The 24,122-nt window shown below is 64.9% G+C and carries 23 protein-coding genes; 14 read left to right on the forward strand and 9 right to left on the reverse strand.

Annotation, left to right across the window (positions count from 1 at the left end):
- The first annotated feature begins 515 nt into the window (after positions 1–515).
- The 5 genes from ACYVKZ_RS02645 to ACYVKZ_RS02665 are packed head-to-tail and all read left to right on the forward strand — an operon-like array spanning position 516 to position 6,659.
- Positions 516–1,439, forward strand: coding sequence for a protein phosphatase 2C domain-containing protein (locus tag ACYVKZ_RS02645; protein ID WP_460990455.1), 924 nt, complete (start codon positions 516–518; stop codon positions 1,437–1,439).
- The gene (locus ACYVKZ_RS02650; protein ID WP_460990456.1) at positions 1,436–2,455 is read left to right on the forward strand and encodes a protein kinase family protein; all 1,020 of its coding nucleotides are present in this window, start codon (positions 1,436–1,438) and stop codon (positions 2,453–2,455) included. Before ACYVKZ_RS02645 ends, ACYVKZ_RS02650 begins: the two co-directional genes overlap by 4 nt.
- A 6-nt stretch (positions 2,456–2,461) precedes the next feature.
- Positions 2,462–5,563, forward strand: a complete 3,102-nt coding sequence (locus tag ACYVKZ_RS02655; RefSeq protein ID WP_460990457.1) for an FtsK/SpoIIIE domain-containing protein — start codon at positions 2,462–2,464, stop codon at positions 5,561–5,563.
- On the forward strand, positions 5,560–6,447 hold the full coding sequence (locus tag ACYVKZ_RS02660; protein ID WP_460990458.1) for a hypothetical protein: 888 nt from the start codon (positions 5,560–5,562) through the stop codon (positions 6,445–6,447). Before ACYVKZ_RS02655 ends, ACYVKZ_RS02660 begins: the two co-directional genes overlap by 4 nt.
- Positions 6,444–6,659, forward strand: a complete 216-nt coding sequence (locus ACYVKZ_RS02665; RefSeq protein ID WP_460990459.1) for a hypothetical protein — start codon at positions 6,444–6,446, stop codon at positions 6,657–6,659. The genes ACYVKZ_RS02660 and ACYVKZ_RS02665 overlap by 4 nt, the downstream gene beginning before the upstream one ends.
- A 52-nt stretch (positions 6,660–6,711) precedes the next feature.
- On the opposite strand, the gene ACYVKZ_RS02670 is transcribed toward ACYVKZ_RS02665, so the two are convergent.
- From ACYVKZ_RS02670 to ACYVKZ_RS02690, 5 genes are all read right to left on the reverse strand, one after another.
- Entirely contained in the window at positions 6,712–8,139 is a 1,428-nt protein-coding gene (locus ACYVKZ_RS02670) for an RCC1 domain-containing protein (protein WP_460990585.1), read from the reverse strand.
- A gap of 345 nt (positions 8,140–8,484) precedes the next feature.
- Entirely contained in the window at positions 8,485–9,093 is a 609-nt protein-coding gene (locus ACYVKZ_RS02675; protein ID WP_460990460.1) for a hypothetical protein, read from the reverse strand.
- 664 nt (positions 9,094–9,757) lie between these two features.
- Positions 9,758–10,015, reverse strand: coding sequence for a hypothetical protein (locus tag ACYVKZ_RS02680; protein ID WP_460990461.1), 258 nt, complete (start codon positions 10,013–10,015; stop codon positions 9,758–9,760).
- Between the two features lie 24 nt (positions 10,016–10,039).
- The gene (locus ACYVKZ_RS02685) at positions 10,040–10,939 is read right to left on the reverse strand and encodes a transglutaminase domain-containing protein (RefSeq protein ID WP_460990462.1); all 900 of its coding nucleotides are present in this window, start codon (positions 10,937–10,939) and stop codon (positions 10,040–10,042) included.
- Between the two features lie 37 nt (positions 10,940–10,976).
- Positions 10,977–13,178, reverse strand: coding sequence for a MarR family transcriptional regulator (locus ACYVKZ_RS02690; protein WP_460990463.1), 2,202 nt, complete (start codon positions 13,176–13,178; stop codon positions 10,977–10,979).
- A 451-nt stretch (positions 13,179–13,629) separates the two neighbouring features.
- Between ACYVKZ_RS02690 and ACYVKZ_RS02695 the strand changes: the two genes are divergently transcribed.
- From ACYVKZ_RS02695 to ACYVKZ_RS02705, 3 genes are read left to right on the forward strand one after another with little or no spacing between them, the layout of a single operon-like run.
- Positions 13,630–14,076 (forward strand): HK97 family phage prohead protease, encoded by a 447-nt coding sequence (locus ACYVKZ_RS02695; protein WP_460990464.1) that lies wholly within the window; start codon positions 13,630–13,632, stop codon positions 14,074–14,076.
- On the forward strand, positions 14,073–14,369 hold the full coding sequence (locus tag ACYVKZ_RS02700; RefSeq protein ID WP_460990465.1) for a hypothetical protein: 297 nt from the start codon (positions 14,073–14,075) through the stop codon (positions 14,367–14,369). The genes ACYVKZ_RS02695 and ACYVKZ_RS02700 overlap by 4 nt, the downstream gene beginning before the upstream one ends.
- Complete coding sequence (locus ACYVKZ_RS02705; RefSeq protein WP_460990466.1) at positions 14,366–14,578, forward strand: hypothetical protein; 213 nt, start codon at positions 14,366–14,368, stop codon at positions 14,576–14,578. Before ACYVKZ_RS02700 ends, ACYVKZ_RS02705 begins: the two co-directional genes overlap by 4 nt.
- 534 nt (positions 14,579–15,112) lie before the next feature.
- On the opposite strand, the gene ACYVKZ_RS02710 is transcribed toward ACYVKZ_RS02705, so the two are convergent.
- Both ACYVKZ_RS02710 and ACYVKZ_RS02715 read right to left on the reverse strand, forming a co-directional pair.
- Positions 15,113–15,700, reverse strand: coding sequence for an RloB family protein (locus ACYVKZ_RS02710; RefSeq protein ID WP_460990467.1), 588 nt, complete (start codon positions 15,698–15,700; stop codon positions 15,113–15,115).
- Positions 15,700–17,079 carry an AAA family ATPase gene (locus tag ACYVKZ_RS02715; RefSeq protein WP_460990468.1) on the reverse strand — a complete coding sequence of 460 codons (1,380 nt, stop codon included), beginning with the start codon at positions 17,077–17,079 and terminating at the stop codon, positions 15,700–15,702. The genes ACYVKZ_RS02710 and ACYVKZ_RS02715 overlap by 1 nt, the downstream gene beginning before the upstream one ends.
- 459 nt (positions 17,080–17,538) lie before the next feature.
- Between ACYVKZ_RS02715 and ACYVKZ_RS02720 the strand changes: the two genes are divergently transcribed.
- From ACYVKZ_RS02720 to ACYVKZ_RS02730, 3 genes are read left to right on the forward strand one after another with little or no spacing between them, the layout of a single operon-like run.
- The gene (locus ACYVKZ_RS02720) at positions 17,539–18,459 is read left to right on the forward strand and encodes a hypothetical protein (protein WP_460990469.1); all 921 of its coding nucleotides are present in this window, start codon (positions 17,539–17,541) and stop codon (positions 18,457–18,459) included.
- Between the two features lie 9 nt (positions 18,460–18,468).
- Positions 18,469–18,837: a hypothetical protein gene (locus tag ACYVKZ_RS02725; RefSeq protein WP_460990470.1), complete on the forward strand. Its 369-nt coding sequence runs from the start codon at positions 18,469–18,471 to the stop codon at positions 18,835–18,837.
- The gene (locus tag ACYVKZ_RS02730; protein WP_460990471.1) at positions 18,834–19,034 is read left to right on the forward strand and encodes a ribosome modulation factor; all 201 of its coding nucleotides are present in this window, start codon (positions 18,834–18,836) and stop codon (positions 19,032–19,034) included. The genes ACYVKZ_RS02725 and ACYVKZ_RS02730 overlap by 4 nt, the downstream gene beginning before the upstream one ends.
- A 120-nt stretch (positions 19,035–19,154) precedes the next feature.
- Here ACYVKZ_RS02730 and ACYVKZ_RS02735 read toward each other — a convergent pair whose 3' ends face one another.
- On the reverse strand, positions 19,155–19,388 hold the full coding sequence (locus ACYVKZ_RS02735; RefSeq protein ID WP_460990472.1) for a hypothetical protein: 234 nt from the start codon (positions 19,386–19,388) through the stop codon (positions 19,155–19,157).
- Between the two features lie 330 nt (positions 19,389–19,718).
- On the opposite strand from ACYVKZ_RS02735, the gene dprA reads away from it, so the two are divergent.
- From dprA to ACYVKZ_RS02750, 3 genes are all read left to right on the forward strand, one after another.
- Complete coding sequence (gene dprA / locus ACYVKZ_RS02740) at positions 19,719–20,981, forward strand: DNA-processing protein DprA (protein ID WP_460990473.1); 1,263 nt, start codon at positions 19,719–19,721, stop codon at positions 20,979–20,981.
- A gap of 128 nt (positions 20,982–21,109) precedes the next feature.
- Positions 21,110–22,033 carry a tyrosine recombinase XerC gene (locus tag ACYVKZ_RS02745; RefSeq protein ID WP_460990474.1) on the forward strand — a complete coding sequence of 308 codons (924 nt, stop codon included), beginning with the start codon at positions 21,110–21,112 and terminating at the stop codon, positions 22,031–22,033.
- A gap of 201 nt (positions 22,034–22,234) precedes the next feature.
- Positions 22,235–22,738 (forward strand): DUF3145 domain-containing protein, encoded by a 504-nt coding sequence (locus tag ACYVKZ_RS02750; protein WP_307003511.1) that lies wholly within the window; start codon positions 22,235–22,237, stop codon positions 22,736–22,738.
- Between the two features lie 116 nt (positions 22,739–22,854).
- Here ACYVKZ_RS02750 and fabF read toward each other — a convergent pair whose 3' ends face one another.
- A complete protein-coding gene (fabF, locus tag ACYVKZ_RS02755; RefSeq protein WP_460990475.1) occupies positions 22,855–24,090 on the reverse strand; it encodes a beta-ketoacyl-ACP synthase II in 1,236 nt (411 codons plus the stop codon).
- Positions 24,091–24,122: the final 32 nt, after the last annotated feature.

Raw genomic sequence — 24,122 nt, forward strand, 5'->3', positions numbered from 1 at the left:
AACCGCCCGGCGATCCCGAGTTCCCAACAGGTGTCTGGCAGCCGCCGCCCGCTGGCTGGTCCGCGGCAAGTTCCGCCTACCCGCCGGCGACAGCTGAAGAACGGCCAGGCGATCCCGAGTTCCCCGTAGGTGTCTGGCAGCCGCCGCCCGTTGGCTGGTCCGCGGCAAGTTCCGCCTACCCGCCGGCGACAGCTGAAGAACGGCCAGGCGATCCCGAGTTCCCCGTAGGGGTCTGGCAGCCGCCGCCCGTTGGCTGGCCCGCGGCTAGTTCCGCCTACTCACCGGAAAGTGAGACCTCGCCAGACCCAGCGCTTGGGGCTGCGCCTGGCATCGGTGTAAGCGGCCCGGAATCACTTTCCGAACAGGCTGCCGGAGCAGGGGAGATGTCTCCTGCAAATGCTGCCTTCCCACCGGCCGCTGGTTCTGCCGGTCGGCTCTTGCCCGAGGTGCCGCCGCCATCGCTGTCGACTGGGGCGCGAGAACTGCGGTGGACGCTCCCGGCCGCCCCAGACGACGTGAGCGTGCTCGAAGGCATCTACCGGGGCCGATCGCAGGTCGGAGATGCCGGTGCGATGCTCCGGATCGCTCCGTCGGTGAGGAGCAGGCTTTCGGGGGCCCACGTTCCCGATTCCACGGTTGACTCGGGAATCGTGAGTGACTCGGTGAGCGTCGGAGCGGTGAGCATCAAGGGAGCAAGCCACCACTTGTCAGGAACGCCGCGGCAGGACGCCTATGCTATAGGTTCTGATGATTCATGGGTGGTGATCGCGGTCGCCGACGGAGTCTCAGAGGGCAAGCTGTCCCACGTGGCCGCGACTGAGGCGGCAAAAGTCACTGTCGCGGAGTCCCTTCGCGCTCTCGCTGCCACGCCCCCCGATCTCGTTCACTGGCCGGAGGTCGGCAGGAAGGCAAAGGATGCGGTCCGTGCTCTCGGACAGCGCCGCGCGCAGCAGCAAGTCGGTCCGGCTGATTCCGCGCCTGAGATTTCGGATCGGACGATCGCGCAGATCATGTCGACTACCTGCGACCTGCTCGTTGTTCCAACTGCACGGAAAGACGGTTCGCTTCGGGTGTGGCGCGTCCGGATCTCTGGTGATGGAAGCTTCTACGTCCTCGACCCGGTCCGGGGCTGGGGCCTTCTTGACGCTGGCAAGGATCCCGCCTCGAACACCGTCGACAACTCGGTGTCCGACGCGCTGCCGCTGGGCGGCGATAGCCCGGATGTCGACAGCTGGGAGCTGAGCCCAGGGCAGGCGATCATTCTGTGCACGGATGGCTTCGGCGACGTGATTGAAGAGGGGGCGCGCCCTGTAGGACGGTATCTCTTCGATGCTTGGAAGCAGCCGCTCGATACCACCCAGCTTCTCTTCACGTCCTCTTTCGTCAACACCAACGCGGACGACGACAGGACTGCAGCGATCGTGTGGGCGACGGCATGAGCCGTGCGCCAGCCGACGTCACTGTCCAGAAGTCTGCGCTCGGGCCGATGGCTAAGCTCGGCAGGGGCGGTCAGGCCACAGTCTTCAAGCTGTCCTCTCCGCCGCCGATTCCCGGTGCCGAGGGCCAGTACGTCTTCAAACGCTACAACTCGGAGATTCTTGAAGAGTCGGGGCATTCCCTCGCGACAACGATGCCCCAATTGGTCCTCCATCCGGACGCCATGAGCGAGGACGACCAGAAGTTCGTCCGTCGCCATACAGTCTGGCCGCAAGGATTGGTCGTCGAGAATGGCACCGCGCAGGGCATCATCATGAAGCTGATCCCGGACCCGTTCTTCTTCGATCTCGAGTTCAATGGGGTCGGTCCGAGCGAAAGAACGCTTCTCGAGGTCCAGTACCTCATGGTGCCGGAAGCCAAGAAACGGGAGCGAGGCATCCCTTCGGCCACGGCCAAGGATCGTCTTTATCTCATCTTGGACGTCCTGAAGATCGTCGAATTCCTCCACCGCAATGGGTTAGTGATCGGCGATTTCAGCCCGAAGAACCTTGTTGTCAGCAACCCCGCCAAGGGTGTCGCATCCAGCGGAAAGAAGTTCACGCCGAAGTTCCTCGACGTCGACGCATTCCGATTTGCGGGTGGAGTTCCGCCGATCCAGCAGATGCATACGCCGAACTGGTTCCCGCCAGAGGTCCGAGCAGCAGCTGTCCTCCGGGACGAGCTGATTGCAGCGGGAGCCTCGCAGATCGAAATCAGCAGAGCTCGTGCAGCTGCAAACATACAGACGACCAAGTCGGACATCTTCAAGATGGGGCTCCTCGCACTTCGGCTGCTCCACATTCCCGGCGAACCGAACGAGGACGACACCCAGAGCGTTTATGTCTCTGCGACTGCGACCTCGAACATCGAACGTCTCGTCGGGCCGAAACGCGCCAGCCTTTTCCGGAGCATGCTCGACACCGATCCTGCAAGCCGTCCGACCGCGCATGACGTCCTTGCCGCGTTTTCCCGGAAGTAGGTAGTAGTGGCACTTCCGACCCTGGCTTTCTGGGCCAAAAGGTTGAAGCCGGAGGGCTACGCGGCCGCTGTCCGGCGGGGCCTGGCCGGTACGGTCAGCGGCGTCGAGGCCCATCTGACGAAGGTTGCGCGGTCCCTCGACGCCCGCGCCCTCGCAATCAACTCGATTGTCGCCGAGCGTGAAGCGATTGCGGTGGCTTTCGCCTCCCGATGGAACGTGGCCGTGCCGTACATGCAGCAGATTGCAGTGGCCTACCCTCCGACAGATCTGGTCGAGCGGCTCAGGACGGGACGCAAGCCCTGGTTCCAGTCAGGCAAGGATGCTCAGCGCCAGAGGGAAAGCCTGTGGGTCAGCCAACGGTTGTTCGAGTTGGAGAAATCGCTCGTCACAGAACTAACGGCCATCGCGAATGCCTGGAGCCGGGGGCGCCCGGCGCAGGTCCAGAGCCCTGCGACCGAGCCCCCCACCCTCCTCCCTGGTATTGCGGACCGCCCGAATGGGCTGCATCGAGTGAACCCCGGCGAAGGGCCGCTCGTCCTCCAAATCGGTGAAGTGGCCTGGTCCCTGGACTTGGGAGTGCCAGACCTCGGCGGCACGGCCTCGTCGAACCTGACGAGTCAGACCGTCGCTGCGCTCCCGCCGGCCAGATCGTTCCCGGCCTTGGTCGACCTCGTGCGCGATGGTGGATTTGCCACCGATCACCGAACCACCGTCGAATCTGCGGTGGCGCGTCTTCTGGCGCTGTTGCCGGCAGCCCAATTGAAGGTCCACCTGTTCGACCCGGTGAGAGTCGGCGCTTCGCTGAAGTTCCTCAGTGATCTGGGTGATCTCACCCGAGCCGCGGTGGCCGATGTGCGCGTGGTGGCCGCTGATCTGGAACCGTTGCTAGACGATCTCACACGCCATGTGGCGCGGGTCACGCAGCAGTACCTCGGTTCCCGTCACCGCTCCCTGGCCGAGTACAACCGGGCGGCGGGCGAAGTCGCCGAGGCCTATCACCTTCTCGTGCTGATGGACTTCCCAGCGGGTCGGGTCGACGACGAAGTGATGCGCAAGCTCGACACTCTTGTCAATGCGGGTCCCACATGCGGGGTGTTCACGCTTATCCTCTCGTCTGAGCCAGGCCGCTACTCGTTCGGGCTTCCTGTGCTGCAGAATGAGGTTTGGACGTCCCCAGACCATATGGTGAGAGGGATGCGGGGTGCTCTCCCGGCACTCGGAAGTCAAGTAGCGCAGGTCACCGTCGACGGCATCCGTTCAAGGGACTGGCGTCGATACGTCGCCCTCCGGCCCAAGATCCTCTGGTCTGGGTCGAGCTGGTCCCCCTCGGCCGCGCCGGAAGTGCAGCGCCTGATCATCCGGTTGGACCGTGACGTCAGTGGAGCCAAGCCTCGGAGCATCACCCCTGCCGCCACAGCGAGGCGTCTACAGTCGATGCCGGGCCGCGGCCGGGACGCCAACCCGGAGGACCCGTCGACCTGGTGGCGCAAGAGGGCCGTTCATGGGGTCGAAGCCGCCATCGGCGTGACAGGTGATCGCGATGTCGCCACAGTTGTCCTCGAATCAGCGGGGAGCGAGCCAGGCCTCATCATCGGCGGTCAGCCCGGCACGGGAAAGTCTGTGCTGCTCCATGCACTCATCTGCAATCTGGCCCGGAACTATTCGCCGGAGGACCTTCAACTCTATCTGCTGGACCCCAAGCAGGGGGTCGAGTTCATGGTGTACGCAACCGGCAACCTGCCTCACGCCAAGGTCATCACCGTCAAGGCACCACCAGAGTCGACGATCCTGGTTCTCGAAGACCTGATCGACCAGATCGCAGCGCGAGGAGAGCTTTTCCGCAACACTCGCACTGCGAGCGGAGCCAATCCTGACAAGCTCGATGACTATCTCGCCGCACCAGGAGTGCAGCGACTGCCACGAATCGTCGCCGTGATTGACGAGTTCCAAGCGCTCCTCAATACCGGCGACGACGAGACCTCTATGCGCGCATCCAGGCTCCTCGACCGCGTAATCCGCGAGGGGCGCGCATTCGGCGTCCATCTTGTCCTTGCGACGCAGAGCCTCCAAGGGATCACCCAGCTGCCGGCAGCAGTGACGAACATGATCGGCTCCAAGGTAGTGCTGCGCGTCAGCGAGGACGACTCACGTATCTTCCTTGGTCCGCAGGATCTCGACGCTGCAAGGCTCGGCAAAGGAAGCGGAAAGGCAATCCTCAAGCGACCCGGCATCGATAAGCGAGAAATTCAAGTCACCAATGAGACCAAGGATTCAGCGCATACAACAGCGAAGTCACTCGCGGCCAAGGCCCACAATTCTCGACGGCCGGTCGTGCTCGACTTCTCGCGCTCTCGGCCCCCAACGCGGCTAAATTCGAAAGCCGACAGCAGCGTCGGCCTCCAGCTGCTCGTTGCGCGCGGCATGGGCGTCGTGGAGTCGGTGAACGCGCGCTTGCCCGTCAACGACGATGGAAACCTCCTTGTGGTCGCCGGCCCCGGCCGAGGGACTGCGTCGGGACCGAACATCGGCATACTGTCCGCGATGCTGGCCACCTGTGTTGTAGCGAAAGTACCCTTCGATGTGGTCGACTTTGGGGACCTGCAGACAGGGTTCGACGTCGCGTTGGGGAAGATCCAGCGGGCGGTCGCTACTCCCCAGCGAAGGTTCGCGAGAAGGAACCTGTTCGAGCTCTACCTCGATGAAGCTATTGCCCTGGCCCGGCAGGGAGGACCGAAGGCGTCGACCCGGAAGGTTCTGTTCTTGATGAATGCCCACCGGAACCGTGAGCTTGTCGATGGTGGGGACATCACCCACAAGCTCAACGAGTTGCTTTCAGTTGCAGCCGCCGGAAGGGTCCACGTGGTGCTGCACAGCGACACCGGGACAGCAGCTTCGCGCATCCTTTCCGATACCGTCGTCTTAGGGCAGTTCGGTGCTCGTCTGTTCGCAAAGCTGGACTCCGACAGCAGCTATCAGCTGGTCGGCTCGAACGAAGCCGAGCAGCTCGTCGGCGACGAACTCCTGCTCTGGGAGCAGACGGGCGAGAGGACCAAAGCCGCGCCATTCGCGCCATTCGACACGAAGACCTGGGCGCGGATCGCCCAATGAGCAGACTCGTGGTCGATCCCCGAACGCTTCGAGCACTGCAGCTGGCGCTCAAATCCACTACCGACAGGGTGCAGGCCGAGCACAGGGCTGCCCTGAACGCCGCGAGGCGGACACTGGCGACAGTAGAAGTCGCAGTCAGGCTGCGCCAGACCCGGGTGCAACAGTGCAAGGCCGCGCTCGAAGCGTGCCGGATCTCCGAGCGGGACGACTGTTCTATCGAGGCGGCGGCGCTCGCTGAAGCGCAACACCGTTTAGCCGCCGCCCGGAGTGCCCGGAAGCTCGCTACTCAAGCCATAGCTGACTACGAGTCACAAGCTCGCGCATCGCTCAAGCGGGTGGAGAGTTTCCAGGCTGAGGGACACCGCTATCTTGCTTTCAAGCTGGATAAGGTGTCCGCGGTCAATGCTGGAGGGCCTGGCGGCATGGGTTCCGTCTCCGGCCCCGGTTATGCGCCCGCTGGTTCCGCAGCTTCCGGGAGCCTCGGCGTCCACCTCGTCCCGGGACTCCCGGCCGGCTTCATGATGGTTCCTGTCGACCTGATCGATCAGACCGAAAACCCCATCGGCGGCCCCCGAGACTTCGGCAAGGGATACTCCATCGAGGATCTCGACTACGCCTTCGATCTTCTCACAACCCAGGTGCTGCCGGGACTCGCCGCTGGCTTGAATCCGTCATCCTTCGCTACGACTGACCAGGCCAATGGCAGCCATGGAGTCCGGTCGCTCTCGGATACCTACAGCGGGTTCTTCGGCGGCGACGCAATCAGGCTTGAGCTTCGCCCCGACGGCACCTACGGGATCACGAACGGCCGACATAGGATCTTCGTTGCAGGCCGCTTCGGCCGGCAGCATGTGCCCGCACGCATAGTCGGAGGTCACCCTTGACCGTCGTCGCCCGGCAATCCAACGACCTCCGTTCTATCGCGGAGCATCTCAAGTCAACGTCTGAGCAGACCCGCCCCACGTTCACCGACGAGTCCCGCCCGAAGTTCGACCACCGCGTGATCGACTCGATGCGCAACGAGATCCGAAACCTCTCAGTCCATGTGTCCGAGCTGGACGCTGCTCTCGAGAGCGCGCTCCGCCTGTTGGACTAGAGATCCTTCACCGGATCGACCGCAAACAGGATTCGCAATGAAGTATCAAGCCCTACGTGCGCTTCCGCTGAAGTATCCATATCCTGTCGTCGTTGAAGCCAACGACTTCATACTCGGACCCAGACGGGAGCTGGATGACCAACTCCAGACTGCCAACCTTGTTCACTCTCCAAATTCTGCACGTATCATCGAGGCCTAAATGCCCATCGAACTGTAGCCAACGGTGAGCCGGGTAGATGTGTTCCGGAGGGCCGTCAATGCGTGCCCATCGGAATAAACTTCCGTCGTTCCCGATTGCATGGATCGCTTCACCATCACAGCTGACGCGGACAATCTGAGGTCCTCGCGGCATATCAAGTGGGCGCGGCGCGAGGTAACCGTTCGACCACCACGAATATCTCGGCGGTGCTTCTCCCCAAGCGTAGAGCTGACCTGAAATGGTCCTAGCGAGCACTCCTCGCACCCCTCCCGCTCCCGAAAATTTCCAGGGCACAATTTCGACTGCTCCCGACACCCCGGGGACCAGGTTTACATGGTGCGTCCAGGATGAGGGGTGACGGCGGCCGAGGGCGAAGTGGTCGTTAGAGCCCCACGAATAGATTTGCCCGTCGCGCTTGATCACGTAGCAGGTGAAATCCGCGGCGAACACTCGGACGGCGTTGTCAACGTCAATTTTAATAGGGTGCGGCGTGTCACGTTGCCCGCGGCGGCCGAGTCGAGACTGCGTGCCGCTGCCCCACGCCCAGACGCTGCCGCCAAGGCCGATTCCGTGGCCGCCCCAAGGGGTTAGCGCCACATCGCGAAGCGCGGGAAGGCCGGGGACGAAGCTTTCGAGAGGACGAGCCGACAAGTGTTCATCGGCGATGTTCCATAGTCGTCCATATCTATCGAGCGCCTTTATCCCACGAGTGGAGAGCCTGCCGGCATAAGGACGCCAGCTAGAATCCGGCCCTTTGTGGAATGCGTGTAGGTTCAACTTCGCAACCCACACCGGCAAGCGGGTCGGCTGCCACTGGCGTCCCCTCGACAGCAGCTGCAGCGTTGGTCGGCTCGTGTCCTCGTGATTGGACCACTTTATGGGAAGGGGTTCGGCCTTCGCATCGCAAGCTGGGCGATAGGCGATTTTGTCGAAGACTCGAAGTCGCACCCTTGTTTCAGTTCCAAGCTCGGCAGAAAGTTCCTCCTCCAGCCGTCCACTGGCGAAGAGGCGCACCTCACAAGCGCTGATAGTCGGTACCGAGGCCTGGGCCTCGAAGAGCTTGTCGATGACGGCGGCTGCAGCGCCTGCCGCGGCTGGTACGGCGGCGGAGATGGCAGCAACTTGTCGAGCGGCAACACTTGCCGGTACAGCTGGCACAAGCCAGCGTGCGTTCGTATTCGAAACCTCAATGAGTGACACGATCGCGCTCAGATCAGCCGCTTCTCGGCGAATAGCGGACCAACTAAGATTTTCGGCGTGGCCTGGCTCCACCACGACCATGATGTGGAGACCCACGTCAGCTATCGCCCTGTAGCGGCGATTCGCTATGCGGCTTCGTTCGCGACCTCGCACTCATACGACGTGTCCCGCGAGGCGAAGAAAGGGCACCCGAAGGCATATCCGGGAGCCGTTTGTGGAGCGCATGCTCCAGACTATAGCGACTGGAGAGGTCCTGCACCGCAAATCGACGTGATTTCGGATGCGCGATCGCCACGCTTCACCTCTGTGCCAACTTGAGTGCGATATGTTCGGCATTCGTGTTGTCGCAGCAACTGCCCCGCGGCTCACATGATGCTCCATGCTGTAACGAGAGCGGCATCTCAAGGCCGCAGTGCCTCCGGCAAGTCACCTCGCCGCAAAGTGCGACAGGACCGGGGCGGACCCGCAGAGTATGCGAATCTCGTTCACTGCGAGGGTCTCTTTGTTGCGCCGAACCCCTGTCACAACCCCGGCGACGGGGATCTGACAGTATGTATGCCGATCAAGGGTCCATCCCTGCCTGTTGGTGGGGCCGTTGATCAGAGCGAAACAGGTGCCCGTGGGCAGGGTCGCTATCCATGCAAGGTTCCCACGCGCGCGGTCCAAGATCACCGCATCACCGGGCTTGACCTCCTCTGCCAAATTCGGCCCAAACCCCTCCTGTGCGATGTCCTGCATTCCCCTGAGATCCGGCGGCCACAAGTGCGCGTACATTTTCGACAGGCTCGGGGTTTGGTATTTGAGTTGGAATTCAGTCGGCATGAGGTACTTGGTGAACACCGTGCCGGGAACTCCTGGTGCTGTAAACGGACCGCCGAAGAGCTCGTCCTCTAGTGTTCGAAGTAAGAACCCTTGATAGACATCATTGCCAATCACCCGCTCAATTGGTGAGGCCGTCGACAACATAGGGGCGTCTGGGTCGATTTGCAGCCCGTCCATGTCTCGCGGTGTTAGCCGCTGGGTGACCTCGAGCACTGCTGGCTCCACTGTCGTTCGCCTGAATAGGCCTCGCATCGTCGGCGCTCGCGTGACTTCAAAGTCTGCTTCTTGAATGTCTCGCCCCAACGTCTTCGAGGCCAGGTCCCGTGCAGATTCGACATCGTCCGCTGAGTACTCCAGACGAGCAGAAGCTGGGCGAGCATGGAGCGGCACAGGCCATTCCCAAGGGGCTGAGCTCGCCGCGTCTGCACCCCGTCCTGCGTGCTCAAGGACTGGAGCAGCCGGTTCGAGGGGGGCATTGCGCATGCTGGCTCGGACGACCGAAATCGCACTTCCAGTCAATAACTGCTCGATAGCAGTCTTCGCCAACGCGGGCCCGGACAGGTGGAGTCGTGTCGCTCCGAGATCGGAAACTGCTGCCTCCGCCTCCAAGACCATATCGATGATGCCGACATAGGCCTCCGCCTGTGGGGCATCACGATATTGGGGGATTGGGACCGTCGCGGGTGCGGATTTGGCTGGAGTCGGCGGTAGAACTCGCACTGCCCGAGAGCCCGTGAGGATCGTCACCGAGACGTAGGAGCCGTCTCGCATGGCGGTCCGTCTGAATTCCTCCCAATCGGGCACATCTGTCTGGTCTACGACCACCACAAGGGCCTCGTGCCGCAACTTCGGTTCCCTTCTATTGGCGAGTTCAAACCTATCCGCGGTTGATGCTTTCGAGCTGTTGTGCCACCGTGTTAAGGCGCTTCTCGAATTCGCCGAGCCCAATTTTCGCAGCATTCAGCTTCTGTCTGGCATCACGAAGAAGGTCATCGATCTTGCTCTTATTGGGTACGTCGAAGCGGATCGAGTTGTAGGCACTCTCAACAGCGCGCAAGTCGGACTCGAGCGACTGCTGCGCGCTTCGAGCCTTTGCGGCCGCGCTCCGAAGCTCAGCCGGCTTGCCACTTACCATCAGGTTCTCCCTTGTTAAGTCTCGTCATCCGTCACACCTCGCAGGAGGGCCCTTTCTGCGGGGGTAGCTCGTCAGGCGGAACTTGACCGCCAACGGGTAGCTCCCCTCCAGACGGAGGTACTCCTGGTAAAGACTGGAGATCTCGATCCTGTTGTCGACGCCGGCAGAAGCCACCTGCTGCGCGCGCGCCGTGTGCGCGCTGAGCCCTTGGCGCTGTTCAGGGCGGTGTACACGGTTCAGCACCTCACCACCAGAGATGAGCGCTTCGATCCGTGCGATCAGCGCCATTGCTTGGAGCGTTTTTGTGAAATCGACGTCCCGGACGTCGTCAATCAGGTGGGTCTGCAGGGTCAGGCCAAAGCTCAGCATGGAGGCCTCGGACGCCGGAGTAGTGAGCAGGTAACGCCGCCGAAAGTCCACATCGTTTCGGATCTGGTCAGGAACTACCACGCCGCTGGTGAACGCGCCGCCGACATTCCACGTCACATCCACGTTCCACCACACGCCGTCAAGGTGAACTGCGTTCCAGGCGTGGTTCAAGGATTCGCTCATCACTGATTTCGCTATGAGACCGACTCGTCGGGCGGAGGCCTCGAAGAGCGCCGCATAGTCCATGCAGACTCCCAGCCCACGCCGCAGCGTCTCGTGTGGGGACTGTGGAGCGAGCGAAGATGCAGAACGAGCTCGATCGTGGTCGTATCGAACCCGTTTCAAGATGGCGTCGTTGATCCGGCAAACAGCGTCCCAATCCGTCTGGCCCACCCCTTCCGGCCTCGCAGCCAGCGGGACTTCCACCACACGGACGCCGTCGAGACGCATCGTCTTCGTCTTCGGCCTTGAGCCGCCCCGAGCAAGCGCCTCCGTGCGAGCTGTCTGCAACCGCATTACCTCCGCTCGAGCGCAGGCCCATAGCTGGGGAACCATCTCGTCCAGAAAGCGTACAGCCGAACCGGTGTCTACCTCAGAAGGTTATTGAATCGAGATCAAGATCGCGCATGCCGGCCACCACGTGACGCCACTCTTCCGGAAGATTCGCCACGGCCACCGGATCTTGCTCCAAGGCGGAGGCGAGGTCTGAGAGGAGTCGCTGTTCGGCCGCGCGCCGAAGAAATGGAACGATCGTCTGCACCAGTGCGGCACGCTGGCCGTGGGGCAGTTGCCTTGGAATCGCCAATAGCCTGGCGGCAAGGGATCGCGCCTGTGCCCCACTGACCTGGGCCAGCATCGTGGCGAGCCCCTGAAGATCCAGCTGGCCGCCATCGAACAATCGCACGACAGCGGCTTCGAGGTATTGCCTGTCCATCGCGTGGATGGGCCACTTCTCCGGCTCGCCCGGCCATTCCTCGACGGCGATATCGAAAGCAGCAGACCGTGCCCAAGTAGCGAGCTTGGTACCGACCCCAGATGCCTCGATCTCAGTGGCCGCCCGCTGATAGTCGGATACAGCCCGGGCTCGGTCCACGAGCGCCACGATGCCGATGCGGTCGAGTTCGGCGCGCCGGCGGTCGTATTCGCTCATCCTCGGGTCTTCGAGGAGCTCTTCAAGGATTGCCGATGCCTGGGACGCATCACCTCCGCGCGCCAACCAGTACGCTAGACCACGGCGGGCACGGTACAGCTGCGCCCACAGCTCCTTCGGTGCTTCGCGATTCGCCTTGGCCTCTCTTTGCAGGTCCGCCACCGCGCCGGTGATGTGTTGAACTGCCTGTTGAAAGTAGCCCTGCTCACCGAGCGTTCGACCGAGTCCCAGTCGCGCGTGGACGGTCAAGTCCTCTTCATCTGCCCGGATCGCCAGCTCCAGCGCTTCCGCATAGCGCTGGCGGGCTTCCGCGAACTCGCCCTGCTCGACGAGGTTCAACGCCGCATGTGTTCGTGCCTCGATGGCCTCTCGAGAGCTGGCCCCAATCAGATCGTCCAGATCACGTATTGCTGCCATCAGCATGCGCTGTGCCCGTTGTCTGTCCCCTGAGTTACCCATCCAGACAGCCAGAGCCCGGTACGTCTCGAGTATCGATCTGCCCCGGAGTCCTTCTGCCTCGGCACGTTGCAGCAACGTCTCATGAAACCATGCACGGGCGACCTCGGGTTCTCCGGATTCGCCACGTCGCGTTGCCTCATCGTCACCCTGGGCCAGATCCTCGGCGTCAGGCGCTGCGACTCCCGTAGCCGAGGGAGCCTCCCAAGCGTCGACAACTGACCGGATCAGATCGCTGACTGAACCCCAGCCCTGTGGCCGAAGATGGACACGCAATAGGGGGTCGGCGATGTCGTACCAGCTCCGTCTTCTATCTGCGCCGGGCGGAGCTGGGATATTCACCACCCAACCGTCAGCGTGCAGCCTTGCGATCGCACTGGCAGCCGCCTGATTCCGCACCTCGATGGCTTCAGCGATCTCCTGAACGGTTCGCGGCGCGCCACCGCGGGCGATCTCCAGCAGGACGCGTTGCTCGCTCGGTGCGACCCGCAGGAGGAGCGCACTGTAGTGCGCCTTCATCAGAGCACGGAGATCGCCTTCTGCGCGGACAAGCGGGTCCTGATCCCCGACCGCCAAGTGCGCACCTGCGAGCGCCCAAAATGATTGGTTCCCGAGAAAAGTGAGTTCGACTTGCCGCGACATGCGCAAGAGGTCAGAGCCGATGGAGGGCGCGAGAACCCGATGCTGGAGTGCGCGCTCAACGGCTATTTGCACGCCCTCGCCCAAGGCGCCGACCGGGGCGGTCTCGAGGACCTCGAATGAGGGAGCGAAATCGTCGGGTAGGACGCCCAGGATCGCGGTGCCAATTAGGAGAGGCCCCTCCGGTGCGATCAGGAGTTCAGAGAAAGCAGGGCGGTCAGCAGCGCGGATCTGGCGAACGAGCTGATCCAAGCCCTCCACGACGATCACAAGTGGGGAGCGCTCAATCGAGTTCCTAGCCCGCCGGCCGCTGCCATCCGTCGCCGGATGACCATCCGTAACTACCGCGGCAACCTCGACAGCCGCGAGGAAGTCGTCAAACGAGGAAATCCCCAGAGGACCCTGCTCCAAGCGGGCAACACGGCTCCCACCGGCAGCAGCTGCGAGGGCCGCGGTGCCCACTGCTTTCGACTTTCCCGTACCGAAGCCCCCCGTGACGAAGGCGTGGTTCTTGCAGCGCCCCTCGATGAAGTCGGTGACGATGTCCACGAGCCGGGTGTCTAGGAGTGCTTCGGCCGAGGGCGGGACGCCGGGCAAGTTTGACCGAGGTTTTACTGACATACGCCTTCCAGTCGTTCCGCGAGCAACTCCACTGCCCCCTGTCGCGAGCCTGTGATGGAAGACTACCGGGAGGATCACCCAGAAGATGCCTGAACCGAGTATGCGGCGGTGAAATCTGCCCGCGGTCGCGCGTTTGAGGATTTCTGGACCCGCCGAATCTCCATTTCTGCGTCGGCCCTGGCCATCCCGAGCCTGGTCAGGGCCGCTCTGCTCCCTCGTCGGCACGACGGCGGGTGTCCGGGAACCAAGCTCGAACAAGTCACATGCCCACGGGATCGCAACCACTGACGACCTAGACCTCGATGACCAGATCATCGATTCGGACTTCGCCGCAAAGGGACTTCGCGCCTGGTTTCAGCAGTTCGGCAACGTGCGGCAGATGCAGTCCTCGAGCCTCGTGCCGGCTGGCAAGGCTGTGGCGCTCGAGAAGCGTCCGGGCGGGGTGTGGCTCAGGGCGCACGTGGTCGAGCCGACCGCGGTGCGGCTCGTGAAGGAAGGCGTCTACCAGGCCTTCTCGATCGGGGTCGCGAAGCCGCGGATCGTCCGGGACGCGGTCGCGAAGAACGGCCGGGTCGTCGACGGCGTGTTCTCCGAGGTCTCACTCGTAGATTTCCCCGCGAACCCGCACTCGAGGTTCGCCGTCGCCAAGCTCGCCTGGGCCGCGCCGGCTCAGGCCCCGGTGTCCGAAGACGACGTGCTGAGGGTCCAGACGCTCATCCGGCACGCCTGGCTCGGATCCGACCATGCGTTCGTCCAGCTCGTGAAGGCCTTCGGGCCCGACGCGGCGGCCGCCGCCATCAACCCCCACTTCACCGGAGGCATGTGACAGATCCCAGCGCAGCGAGCCCGTCCCCGTCCTCGACGCCCCCGGACCGGGGCGTGATGTTCCGGACCCCGGATGGCGTTCTCGTCGTCCCGGGCATCCCGGCCACCGACTCGTCCGGGCACGTTGCCCTCGCCTCGGCGAACACCACGCCCGGGGCCTACGCGATGGCGGCCCGTGTCGCGGCGTCGGCGCGCAGCACGCCCCGCCCGGTCGGCGGCCTCACCGAGCTCATGGCCGCTGCACAGGAGCTCACCACCCGCCGAGCGGTCCCGACCCAGCAGGGCACTCTGTGAGCGCCACGCCCGTCCCGCACCGAGACAAGCACACCGGGCAGGCGGTCGCCGCACCCCACGGCACGGTCATGGGGCCGGCCGTGGAGCACGTGGACGCGGCCCAGGGCGCCGTCGAGGTGGCCGGCCTGTTCCGCCGGGCATCGCTGCACGGCACACCTGGCCACCAGGCACCCGGCAGTGGCCAGCCGGGAATGCGCCCGATGCCGTGAAGCGAGGCGGTACAGCGGTCGTTGGGGTGCCACCGGGGCTAGCCTCGCTGCTAGCCTAGGTCGATGGGCGACCACAGCGCCGACGGAACTGACCGAAGGACTGGCCTCCGCGCGTGGGTGAGGCAGGACAGCTTCTGGCGGGAGCTCACCCTACTAACTGCGTCGGGCCTGATAGTCATTTTCTTGGCGTGGCTCTTTGCCGTTTTCGCTGGGTATTTGTCTAATCCCGGGTTCTGGAGGTCTCTCCTCGCTATCCTAGGTTCTCCAGTGCTACCTAGCATCTTGGGCATAGCCGCATCAATGGCCCTCCGCGCCGCTGGATCGCATCGCCGGAACAGGGGAAATCCTGGTGGTGGCACAAGCTCGCCAGACCAAAAAAGACCCGATATCGAAAGAGTCGACTAATTTCAGTCCGTGGACGGTGGCGTGTCACCGTTCTTGGGTATCGTTTCCTCAGGTTTGGCGGTAATCCAGTGGGGGTCGTGCACCCGGCGGCTGGGATCTGGTGGGTTCTGGAGGCGGCCCCTCCCGCGGTCAAGTACTGCGCTGGATCGCCCTGAGAAGGACTGGCATTGAACTCGAAGGGTTCGGACCGGCCAACGAGTGCTGGACGGGCCTAGCGGAGGCTCGCTGCTCCGCGCGCGCATACTCTCCAAATGGGAAGCCTGGAGGCACTTTCTTGTCGGTATGGCCGTGCGCCCTTAGCTTTCTTGCGAGTTCAGACGGACTCCGATGGGCAGCACAGTCTTCGTAATGCCAGAGAAGCCATATCTCGAAACAAGGATTCGAGACTACTACCGGGATGGAGCGGCTGCGGGCATCTTCTAAGGCGGGTTGTAGAGTCGCGTGCTCATCGACGTCGACAACGAGCCATGTCTCGTCATACCCACCGTCGGGGTCAAGCTCATTCAGTTCTAGTGCTGCGCTCAGCACCCCCATGGGGTCCCTCCCGACGCCTTTGCGACGCGCATCGCGGACGGATACGCCGGTTGACCTCAGAAACTGTGCCAGGCCTTCGAGGTACTGCACTTCAGTCTTCGTACCCTCGGTGACGATCAACATGCGCGACCGTTCCCGCCGCCTTCCTCGGCGCTGATTGAACTGCTGAGACCGCCGAACCATTAAACGTAGAGGCTTCCACTCGTAGGGGCATCGGTCTCTCCTTGCTCAGCCTGTTCCTGCTCGGCCTCGATCAGCGAGGCTAGGAAGGAAGGAGCAACAGAGGGTACACCACCATATCTGCCTTGAAGGTAACGTCGCGAGAAGTTCTGGTCCTTCCGGGTTGGAAAATCTGACAGTCTGAACAAATCGCTAGCACCATCAACGGCCTTCTCGACAAACCAGACCTCATTCTCATTCAGCTGCGCCTTTGAATTAGGCGATATGAAATATGTGTCGTGCGTTGTGAAAATCAACTGAGCATGCTTCGTGTTGATCTCGGGGTCTTGGAACATCTGCACGAGAACCTCTGCAAGTTGCGGGTGGAGGCTAGCGTCCAGCTCGTCCACTGCAAGGACGCCCCCTTGCCGCACAGCCTTCAATGCGGGAGCAGCCAAGGAGAGCCACGTCAAGGTCCCGGTGCTTTGCTTAGCGCTCGGAAGGCCAAAAGTGGTTCCGTTCTCGCCCCGGTGCGCGAAGGTAAGGTTTCGCGCAAGCTCCACGAGCAGCTTTTCGAAGGCTGCGTCGGGTATCTCTTCGTCGAACACCTTTCCTTCGGCATCAGCCTTAATTACCGCTTGAAGTATCTTTGTCAGCGTCGGATCTGCCTCCTGCTGCTCAACTCGAGCATCAGCGATTCCGACATCTGCCACTTTCAGCATGGTCTTCAAGTCGTCCAGAGCGAAGGTGCCGTCTACCACGTCGCTTATGACGGATCGCAATCGTCCTTGGCGGTCCGCTTCACCGAACCGAGCGATACTCAGGTCTCTCGTGAGGGCTAGCCATATGGGACCCAGCTGCTCATGCTTCAGCAGCGCCCCCTTCGCCAGGACCAATTCACGAGGCCCGGTCACCTTCTCCAGAGTCGATTCGCCCGCCCCTAGCGCGCGCCCGAAGCTTAGACCCTCGCTTCCGGAGCTACGCTCGAACAAGACCTTTTTGCGACCAGTGGGATAAGTGTAGAGCCATTCATCCACGATAGCCTTGGAGTCCAAGGTGAAACCGTATTCGAATCGAATATCGTCAAGCACAAAGTCAAGCGCAAAAGTTGAAGGCGCGCTCTTCGAACGCTCATCCAAGGCGAATGCATCACGGTGAATACTCTTCCGCGACGACCACGAGGTAGCGGAATTGGCGATGAAATCCCGCATATACGCGAGAGCATTGAGCAAGCAGGACTTTCCAGATGCATTTGCACCGTAGACCGCAGCGACGGGCGCGGTCCATTCCGCCCAAGTCCCCTCCTTCGGGCGACTGCTCCGCAGCTCGGGTTTCACAAGGGTTAGGTCTGCCTCATCTCGGAAGCTGCCGTGGTTCTCGAAGGTGAAGCGAAGCAGGAACATGCCCCTAGTATGCACGAAAAGCGTCCGTTCGGGCGGTTTTCGACGAAAATCGCGCTGAATCTGCAACGAGATGCTCTGCGGTGGGGGCAGTGCGATGCGTGGCGCCCGCCTCGAGCCCCAGCCACGCTGCCCTTTAGGCCACGCGCCCAGTAGCTCTTGGGTGGCTCGGGGAGCCTTCGCCAATCTGGGCCGAACGCGCCCTCACCAGCGCGTGCCGCCGTCCAGAGCAAGCTGTTGCCTAGCCGATGGGCTTGTCCCTGGCCCGTTCGCCGGCGCTCTCGAGCGCCTGCGACGTTCGGATCCTCGTCGACCGCACTGTGCACGTGCTCGCGACGTCGGTCCTGGCAAGCGCGAATCACCCAGATCGAGACGTGACACGCACTCGACCTCGCTCAGAAACGAGTCGCCGCGGAGCCGCGTGCAATCATTGGGGGGCAGGAAGGCCACAGGGGGACTGAAGTGACAACTTCACGCGAGGGGTTCAGCGTCAAATTTGACGGTCCCGCGCTCGAAGACCACGCCATGCGTGTCGAAGATCTGGCGCCAGCGCTCTTGGCGATGGCACGCCTCTTCCGCGATGCGCAGACGGCTCTCGGTGATGATGCGCCGCCCGCGTCACTCGACATCCACGCGCAGCGGCCTGGTTCGTTCGCCGTCGACCTCATGCTCGAGATACCCGGCATATATGAGCAGGTGCTCGGCATGCTGCTGTCCCGCGAGGCACAGGCCACGCTCAGCGCTACAGGTCTGTTGGGTGTCGTCCTCGCCGCGTTCAGGGGTCTGAAATGGATGCATGGGCGCCACGGGCTGCGCCGCGAGCATATCGAACCCGGGCAGGTGCGGATCACGGACGCGAATGGTGACTCTATTACCCTCCCGGCCGAGTCCCTTTCGGTCATTCAGAGCCCAGCGTTCCGCCGAGCTGCCGAGGAGATGACGCGGCCGCTTGAGCGGGACGGCATCGACTCGATAGTTCTGACCTCTTCGGCAGACCCCCAACCCGTAGTGGTCTCTCAGGAGGACCGGGAGTCCTTTGAGGTGCCCGACCAGGAGGAAGTCGTCTTCGAACCAACGGAGCGCGAAGTAGTCGTGCGTCTGGAGAACGTGGCCTTCGTCGAGGGCAACAAGTGGAAGGTGAATGACGGCGCCAACTCCTTCCACGCAGCAGTCGAGGACCTCGGATTCCGAGAGCGTGTCGAGTCCGGCGCCGAAAGGTTCGCGGCGAACGACACCCTCAAAGTGCTACTGCGAACGCAGCAACGCAAGACCAAGCGGGGAGCCCTGCAGGTTACGAACACGATCCTTCGCGTCCTCGACCATCAGCATGGCCCCCAGCAGATACCTCTCCCATTCGAAGACGAGGGCCCGGCCTCGGCGTAGGGTGACCGCATGGCACTCTTCACCACTCGGCAGAAGCAGCAGATGATCGCAACGGTGGCTGGCCCGTTGCTTCTTGTCGCCGCCGTCGTGGTGTTCTTCCAGAAGGCGCCGTTCATCGCGTGGCCGCTCGTGGCCCTCGCTGTGGGCGGCCTCGTGTGGCTGGGGGCCAGGCGCTCACGGCGCGCGAAAGCGAAGGCTCGCCCCACTGCAAAGGTCGCAGAAAAGGTGCCGGTCTTGGCGGACGACACAGTCGACAGCCTCGCGCTGCGGTTCATCGACGTGAACGCGAAGCTCGGCCGGCACGTCAGCGTGGCCGAGGCACGCGCGATCTCCGCGCGCGAGCTCGCCCGCTTCAAGAAACCGAGAGCCACCGCATGACCTCGAGCGAGACACGACGTGTAGAGGTTGAGGGCTACCGGGCGTTCAGCACCGGCCGCACACCGCGACACAATCCCTACTCGTGGAAGGACGAGGAGCGCTGCAAGGCATGGATCCGCGGGCACGCGGCCGCACGCACCGACCGCATCGCCCACCAACTCGGGCAGACCCCGCCAGAGCACGTCCTCGAGGACTGAGCACATACAGAGAGGGGCCCTCTCCACCCCACTGCTGGGGCAGAGAAGGCCTCTCTCTGCCGTTGATGGCGGGCGTGCCGCTGGAGTCGGCCAGAGGGGCTTACAGAGGCGCACAGCGGCTCAGGGGGCGAGCTCCGCAAGGATCCGGGCGAGCTCGCGGGCCTGCTCGGCTGTGAAGTGGTCGTCCGCCGAGTCGATCACGTAGAGCATGCGCGCCTCGGCCACGCTCCACGCCGGCACCACGGTGAACCCGTCCCCGTGGATCGGCTCACCGTCGAACGCGACGCAGCCGCCTGCCTGATCGAACCGCGGCGCCCACGAGGCAGGCACATGGTCGGGGATCTGGGCCGCCACGGGCTCGGGGCACGTGAGGCGGACTTCGTGCTCAGGGCGAAGGTCCGCGGCTCGCAGCATGACCGTGTGGCCGCTGTCGAACTGAACGAGTGCCGCGACGCCGCCGGCCGTCGGCGACGGCTTTCCACGCCGGCGCCCCAGGAGCGGTGGATCACGCGGGTACCGGGGGAGTAGGAAGCTGCAGTGATGCTCATGGTGATTTCTCTCTTGTGACCTCGGCGAGTGTGGTGTCCACGCACTCGCCTGGTCGATCGCCGACCTCGCCGGGCTCGAACGGCCAGGAGGGGACGAGGTAGGCCAGGCCCTCCTCCTCAGGCAGGCGGTGGCGGCATGACGGGAGGACAGCAGCCGCGCGGCGGCTGGCCCCAGCAGGCGGGGGGCAGCGGCATGGATCAGGCACGGGTGGCCCGGGCGGCCCTGTCCCGGCTCTTCGAGCCTCTGGATCCTGTGGGGACACTCCTCGTGGAGGCGTTCGGACCCGAGGAGGCCCTCAGGATCGCCGCCGGTCGCGCGCCGGCCGAGGAGGTGCGCGCCCTTGCGAGATCCCTCCAGGGAGCGGCCGGTGCGGACCGCGGGGACGCGTTCGGGCCGCGCGCGGCCGCAGCCAGGCCCGGCGCGCTCGCCAGCGCCCTCGAGCGGTGGGCGCCGCGGGTGGCGCACCTGGCACCCGAGCGGGACCTCGAGGCGATCGCACGGCTCGGCGGACGGCTGGTGATCCCCGAGGACGCCGAATGGCCGGCCGGGCTCCTCGGACTCGGGGCCGAGGCACCCCTGTGCCTGTGGGTCCGCGGCGACGAGCCGCTCCCGGCAGCGGAGCGCAGCGTGGCCATCGTCGGATCACGGGACGCCACCGGGTACGGGATCTCCGTGGCGGGCGAGCTGGCCAGGGGAATGGCGGACTTCGGGCTGACCGTGGTCAGTGGCGGGGCCTACGGCATCGACGGGCAGGCGCACCGGGCCGCGCTCACGTCGTGCGCGCCCGCGGTCCCCACGGTCGCCGTCACGGCCGGGGGAGTGGACCGCTACTATCCCTCAGGCAACGAGGAACTCCTCCGGGAGGTCGCCCGGCGGGGTCATCTCGTCTCCGAGCTGCCTCCCGGTGCTTCGCCCTCCAAGCACCGTTTCCTCAAGCGCAACCGCCTCATCGCGGCGCTGTCCGCGCTCACCGTGGTGGTTGAGGCCCGGTGGCGGTCCGGGGCGCTGAGCACCGCCCGCCGGGCGGCGGACCTCGGCCGGCACGTCGCCGCGGTCCCCGGATCGGTGTACAGCGCGAACTCGGCTGGATGCCACCGGCTCCTCCGGGACGGCGCCACCTGCGTCACCGACGCGAAGGAGGCCTACGAACTGGTGGCGCCGTCGGGAGAAGGCCTGACCGAGGACCCGGAGGGGCAGGGCCGCGCCCATGACGGGCTCTCCCTCGTGGACCTCATGGTCCTCGAGGCGCTCCCCGTGCGGAGGGGCGCAGGGGTGGAGAGCCTGGCGGTGGTCGCCGGTCTGAGCGAGGCAGAGGTCCGGGCGGCCCTGGGGCGGCTCTGCCTTGTGGGCCTGTGCGAGCGGTCCGAAGGCGGCTGGAAGCGCAGCAGGCAGGCGTGATGGCACTGATCCGGCTCCGCAGTGCCGCGGTCCGGCCTGGATCCGCCGCCTCCTGCGCGTGTCAGGCTTGCCGCGGCGTCGCGCGCCGCGAAAGATGGAGGAGGCCGAGGCCGGGACAAGGAGACTGTGTGGGCAGCAACGCGGTGCCTGAAGGGCTGGAGGGGCCCCTTCGGTCGTTCCTGCGCTATCTGGCCCTGGAGCGCGGGCGATCCGTCCACACGGTGCGCGCCTACGAATCGGACCTCACCTCGATGCTCGCTTCCGCCGCCGACGACGGCGCGGTGGACCTGCGCGCCGTCGACCTGGCCATGCTGCGCCGCTGGCTCGGCCGCCAGAGTGAGGCCGGGCTCGCGCGGTCGACCCTCGCCCGGCGTTCGGCGGCCGCGCGGTCGTTCCTCTCGTGGGCGGCGCGGGAGGGCCACGTCAATGCTGATCCCGCCATCCGGCTCGCTGCGCCCAAGCGGCAGGCCCACCTCCCCGAGGTCCTGCACCGTGACCAGGCGGAGCGCCTGCTCGGCGACGCCTCGGCCGCCGCCGGCAGTGGCGATCCGGTGGCGGTCAGGGACCTCGCGCTAGTCGAGCTCCTCTACGCGACCGGGGTGCGGGTCGGTGAACTCGTGGCCCTCGACGTCGACGACGCGGACTTCGGCCGTCGGACCATCCGGGTGCTCGGGAAGGGCAACAAGGAGAGGACCGTCCCGTTCGGGGTCCCTGCCGCAGACGCCCTCACGCGCTGGCTCGGTGCCCGGGCCGCGCTCACGACGAGTGCCAGCGGGGCCGCGCTCTTCCTCGGCGCCCGGGGAGGCCGGCTCGGGCAGCGGCAGGCCCGCGCCGTCGTCGACCGCGCCCTGCGGGGGCTGGGTGACACCTCGGCCAGCGGTCCCCACGCCCTCCGCCACACGGCGGCCACCCACCTCCTCGACGGCGGCGCCGATCTCCGCAGCGTGCAGGAGCTCCTCGGCCACGCGAGCCTGGCGACCACCCAGCTGTACACCCATGTGTCCGTCGAACGGCTCCGGGCAAGCTACCTAGCGTCCCATCCGCGCGCGTAGCCGGCGGTCCCACTGGCGGGGCGCACTGGAATCTGGCAGATTCGTCCGGCAGAATGGTCGCGAAGCCCCAGTCGGAGCAGGTCCCGCATCTTGAAGGCGTGGGGCACCTCCGCCCGGAGGGACAACTCAATAGCCACGCATTGCTGGATCCGCCAGCTGACGGTCGTAGGGGAAGACGTACCGACAGCGATGGAGGATGGAATGTCTGCAGTGATGACCCGTGGTCTGCTGTTCGTGCACTCGGCACCGAGCGCGCTGTGCCCGCACGTCGAGTGGGCCATCAGCTCGGTGGTGGACAAGCGGACCGACCTCGACTGGACGGCGCAGCCTGCCGCTCCGGGAATGTTCCGTGCCGAGCTTTCGTGGATCGGCAAGCCCGGGACGGGCGCACACCTCGCCTCGGCCCTGCGGGGCTGGGCGCACCTGCGCTACGAGGTCACCGAGGAGCCGAGCCCGAGCGTGGACGGGGGCCGTTGGTCGCACACCCCGGAGCTCGGGATCTTCCATGCCATGACGGACGTGCACGGCAACATCGTCATCTCGGAGGACCGGATCCGGTACGCCTACGAGTCCGCGGGCGGGGACGCCGCGGCCGTGTACCACGAGCTCTCCCTCGCCCTCGGCGAGGCCTGGGACGAGGAGCTCGAGCCGTTCCGCCATGCCGCCGAGGGCGCGCCGGTCCGCTGGCTGCACCAAGTCGGCTGACCTCCACCAGCCCCGCCCTTCCCCCAGCCCCGTCGCAGTCCGTCTGAGACGAACAGGGAGGGGCCAGTCTCACGACTGGCCCCTCCCTGTTCGCGCGTCCCTGACGTGCGCCCGCGTCAGTGGTTCCGGATCACCACGACCGCGTTGTGGCCCCCGAAGCCGAAGGAGTTGCTGAGGGCGACGATGTCCCCCTGGGGCAGCTCCCGTGCGGTCGTGACCACATCGAGCGGGATCTCGGGGTCCTGGTGGTCGAGGTTGATCGTGGCCGGGGCGCGGCGCTCCTGCACGGCGAGCACGGTGAGCACTGCCTCGACGGCACCTGAGGCGCCGAGGAGGTGGCCCATCTGCGACTTCGTCGCGGAGACCGCCACGTTGTCCACGTGGTTGCCGAGCGCGGCCTTGAGCGCGGTGTACTCGGGCTTGTCGCCCACCGGGGTGGACGTCGCATGGGCGTTGACGTGGACGATGTCCTCCGGCTGGACGCGGGCGTCGAACATTGCGGCCTTCAGGGCGCGGGTGGCACCCAGGCCCTCCGGGTCCGGCGCCGTGATGTGGTAGGCGTCGGCCGTGACAGAAGTGCCCGCGAGCTCGGCGTAGATGCGGGCGCCGCGCGCGAGGGCGTGCTCCTCGGCCTCCAGCACGAGGGCACCGGCCCCCTCGCCCATGACAAATCCGTCCCGGTCGAGGTCGTAGGGCCGCGAAGCGTGCTCGGGGTCGTCGTTGCGCTTGGAGAGGGCCTGCATCGCGGCGAAGGAGGCGAGCGGCATCGGGTGGATTGCGGCCTCTGCGCCGCCGACCATCACCACGTCGGCCTTGCCGGCCCGGATGAGCTCCTGGCCCACAGCCATGGCCTCGGTCCCGGAGGCGCACGCCGAGACGGGCGTGTGGGCGCCGGCCCGCGCGCCGAGGTCGAGGCTGACCGCCGCGGCCACGCCGTTGGGCATCAGCATCGGCACGGTCATGGGCAGGACCCGCCGGGGGCCCTTCTCCTTGAGCGTGTCCCACCCGTTGAGCAGGGTCCAGACGCCGCCGATCCCGGTGGCGAAGGCGACCGCGAGGCGATCGTGGTCGATCTCCTCGATGCCGGAGTCCCGCCAGGCCTCGCGGGCGGCGATCACGCCGTACTGCGTGGAGGGGTCCATCCGCTTCATCTCGACGCGGCTGAGCACCTGGTCGGCGGGGGTGGAGAGCTTGGCGGCGATCTTGACCGGCAGCTCGTACTGCTCGACCCAGTCATCGGTGAGCCTGCGGACGCCGGAGACCCCCTTGAGGGCGTTCTGCCACAGGGTCGGGACGTCGCCGCCGATGGGCGTCGTGGCACCAAGGCCGGTCACAACAACTTTGCGCGCCATGCTTCGCTACTTTCGTGGTGCAGGAGGAGGCC

It is taken from the genome of Sinomonas soli (assembly GCF_054782415.1).

Coding starts and splice junctions, on each gene's coding strand:
- ACYVKZ_RS02725 (WP_460990470.1), top strand. CDS start 18,469: ATGGCACTCTTCACCACTCGGCAGAAGCAGCAGATGATCGCAACGGTG.
- ACYVKZ_RS02710 (WP_460990467.1), bottom strand. CDS start 15,700: ATGGTTCGGCGGTCTCAGCAGTTCAATCAGCGCCGAGGAAGGCGGCGG.
- fabF (WP_460990475.1), bottom strand. CDS start 24,090: ATGGCGCGCAAAGTTGTTGTGACCGGCCTTGGTGCCACGACGCCCATC.
- ACYVKZ_RS02750 (WP_307003511.1), top strand. CDS start 22,235: ATGTCTGCAGTGATGACCCGTGGTCTGCTGTTCGTGCACTCGGCACCG.
- ACYVKZ_RS02680 (WP_460990461.1), bottom strand. CDS start 10,015: ATGGTAAGTGGCAAGCCGGCTGAGCTTCGGAGCGCGGCCGCAAAGGCT.
- ACYVKZ_RS02685 (WP_460990462.1), bottom strand. CDS start 10,939: ATGGTTCCCCAGCTATGGGCCTGCGCTCGAGCGGAGGTAATGCGGTTG.
- ACYVKZ_RS02730 (WP_460990471.1), top strand. CDS start 18,834: ATGACCTCGAGCGAGACACGACGTGTAGAGGTTGAGGGCTACCGGGCG.
- dprA (WP_460990473.1), top strand. CDS start 19,719: ATGACGGGAGGACAGCAGCCGCGCGGCGGCTGGCCCCAGCAGGCGGGG.
- ACYVKZ_RS02695 (WP_460990464.1), top strand. CDS start 13,630: ATGCAGTCCTCGAGCCTCGTGCCGGCTGGCAAGGCTGTGGCGCTCGAG.
- ACYVKZ_RS02650 (WP_460990456.1), top strand. CDS start 1,436: ATGAGCCGTGCGCCAGCCGACGTCACTGTCCAGAAGTCTGCGCTCGGG.
- ACYVKZ_RS02670 (WP_460990585.1), bottom strand. CDS start 8,139: ATGGTCGTGGTGGAGCCAGGCCACGCCGAAAATCTTAGTTGGTCCGCT.
- ACYVKZ_RS02715 (WP_460990468.1), bottom strand. CDS start 17,079: ATGTTCCTGCTTCGCTTCACCTTCGAGAACCACGGCAGCTTCCGAGAT.
- ACYVKZ_RS02660 (WP_460990458.1), top strand. CDS start 5,560: ATGAGCAGACTCGTGGTCGATCCCCGAACGCTTCGAGCACTGCAGCTG.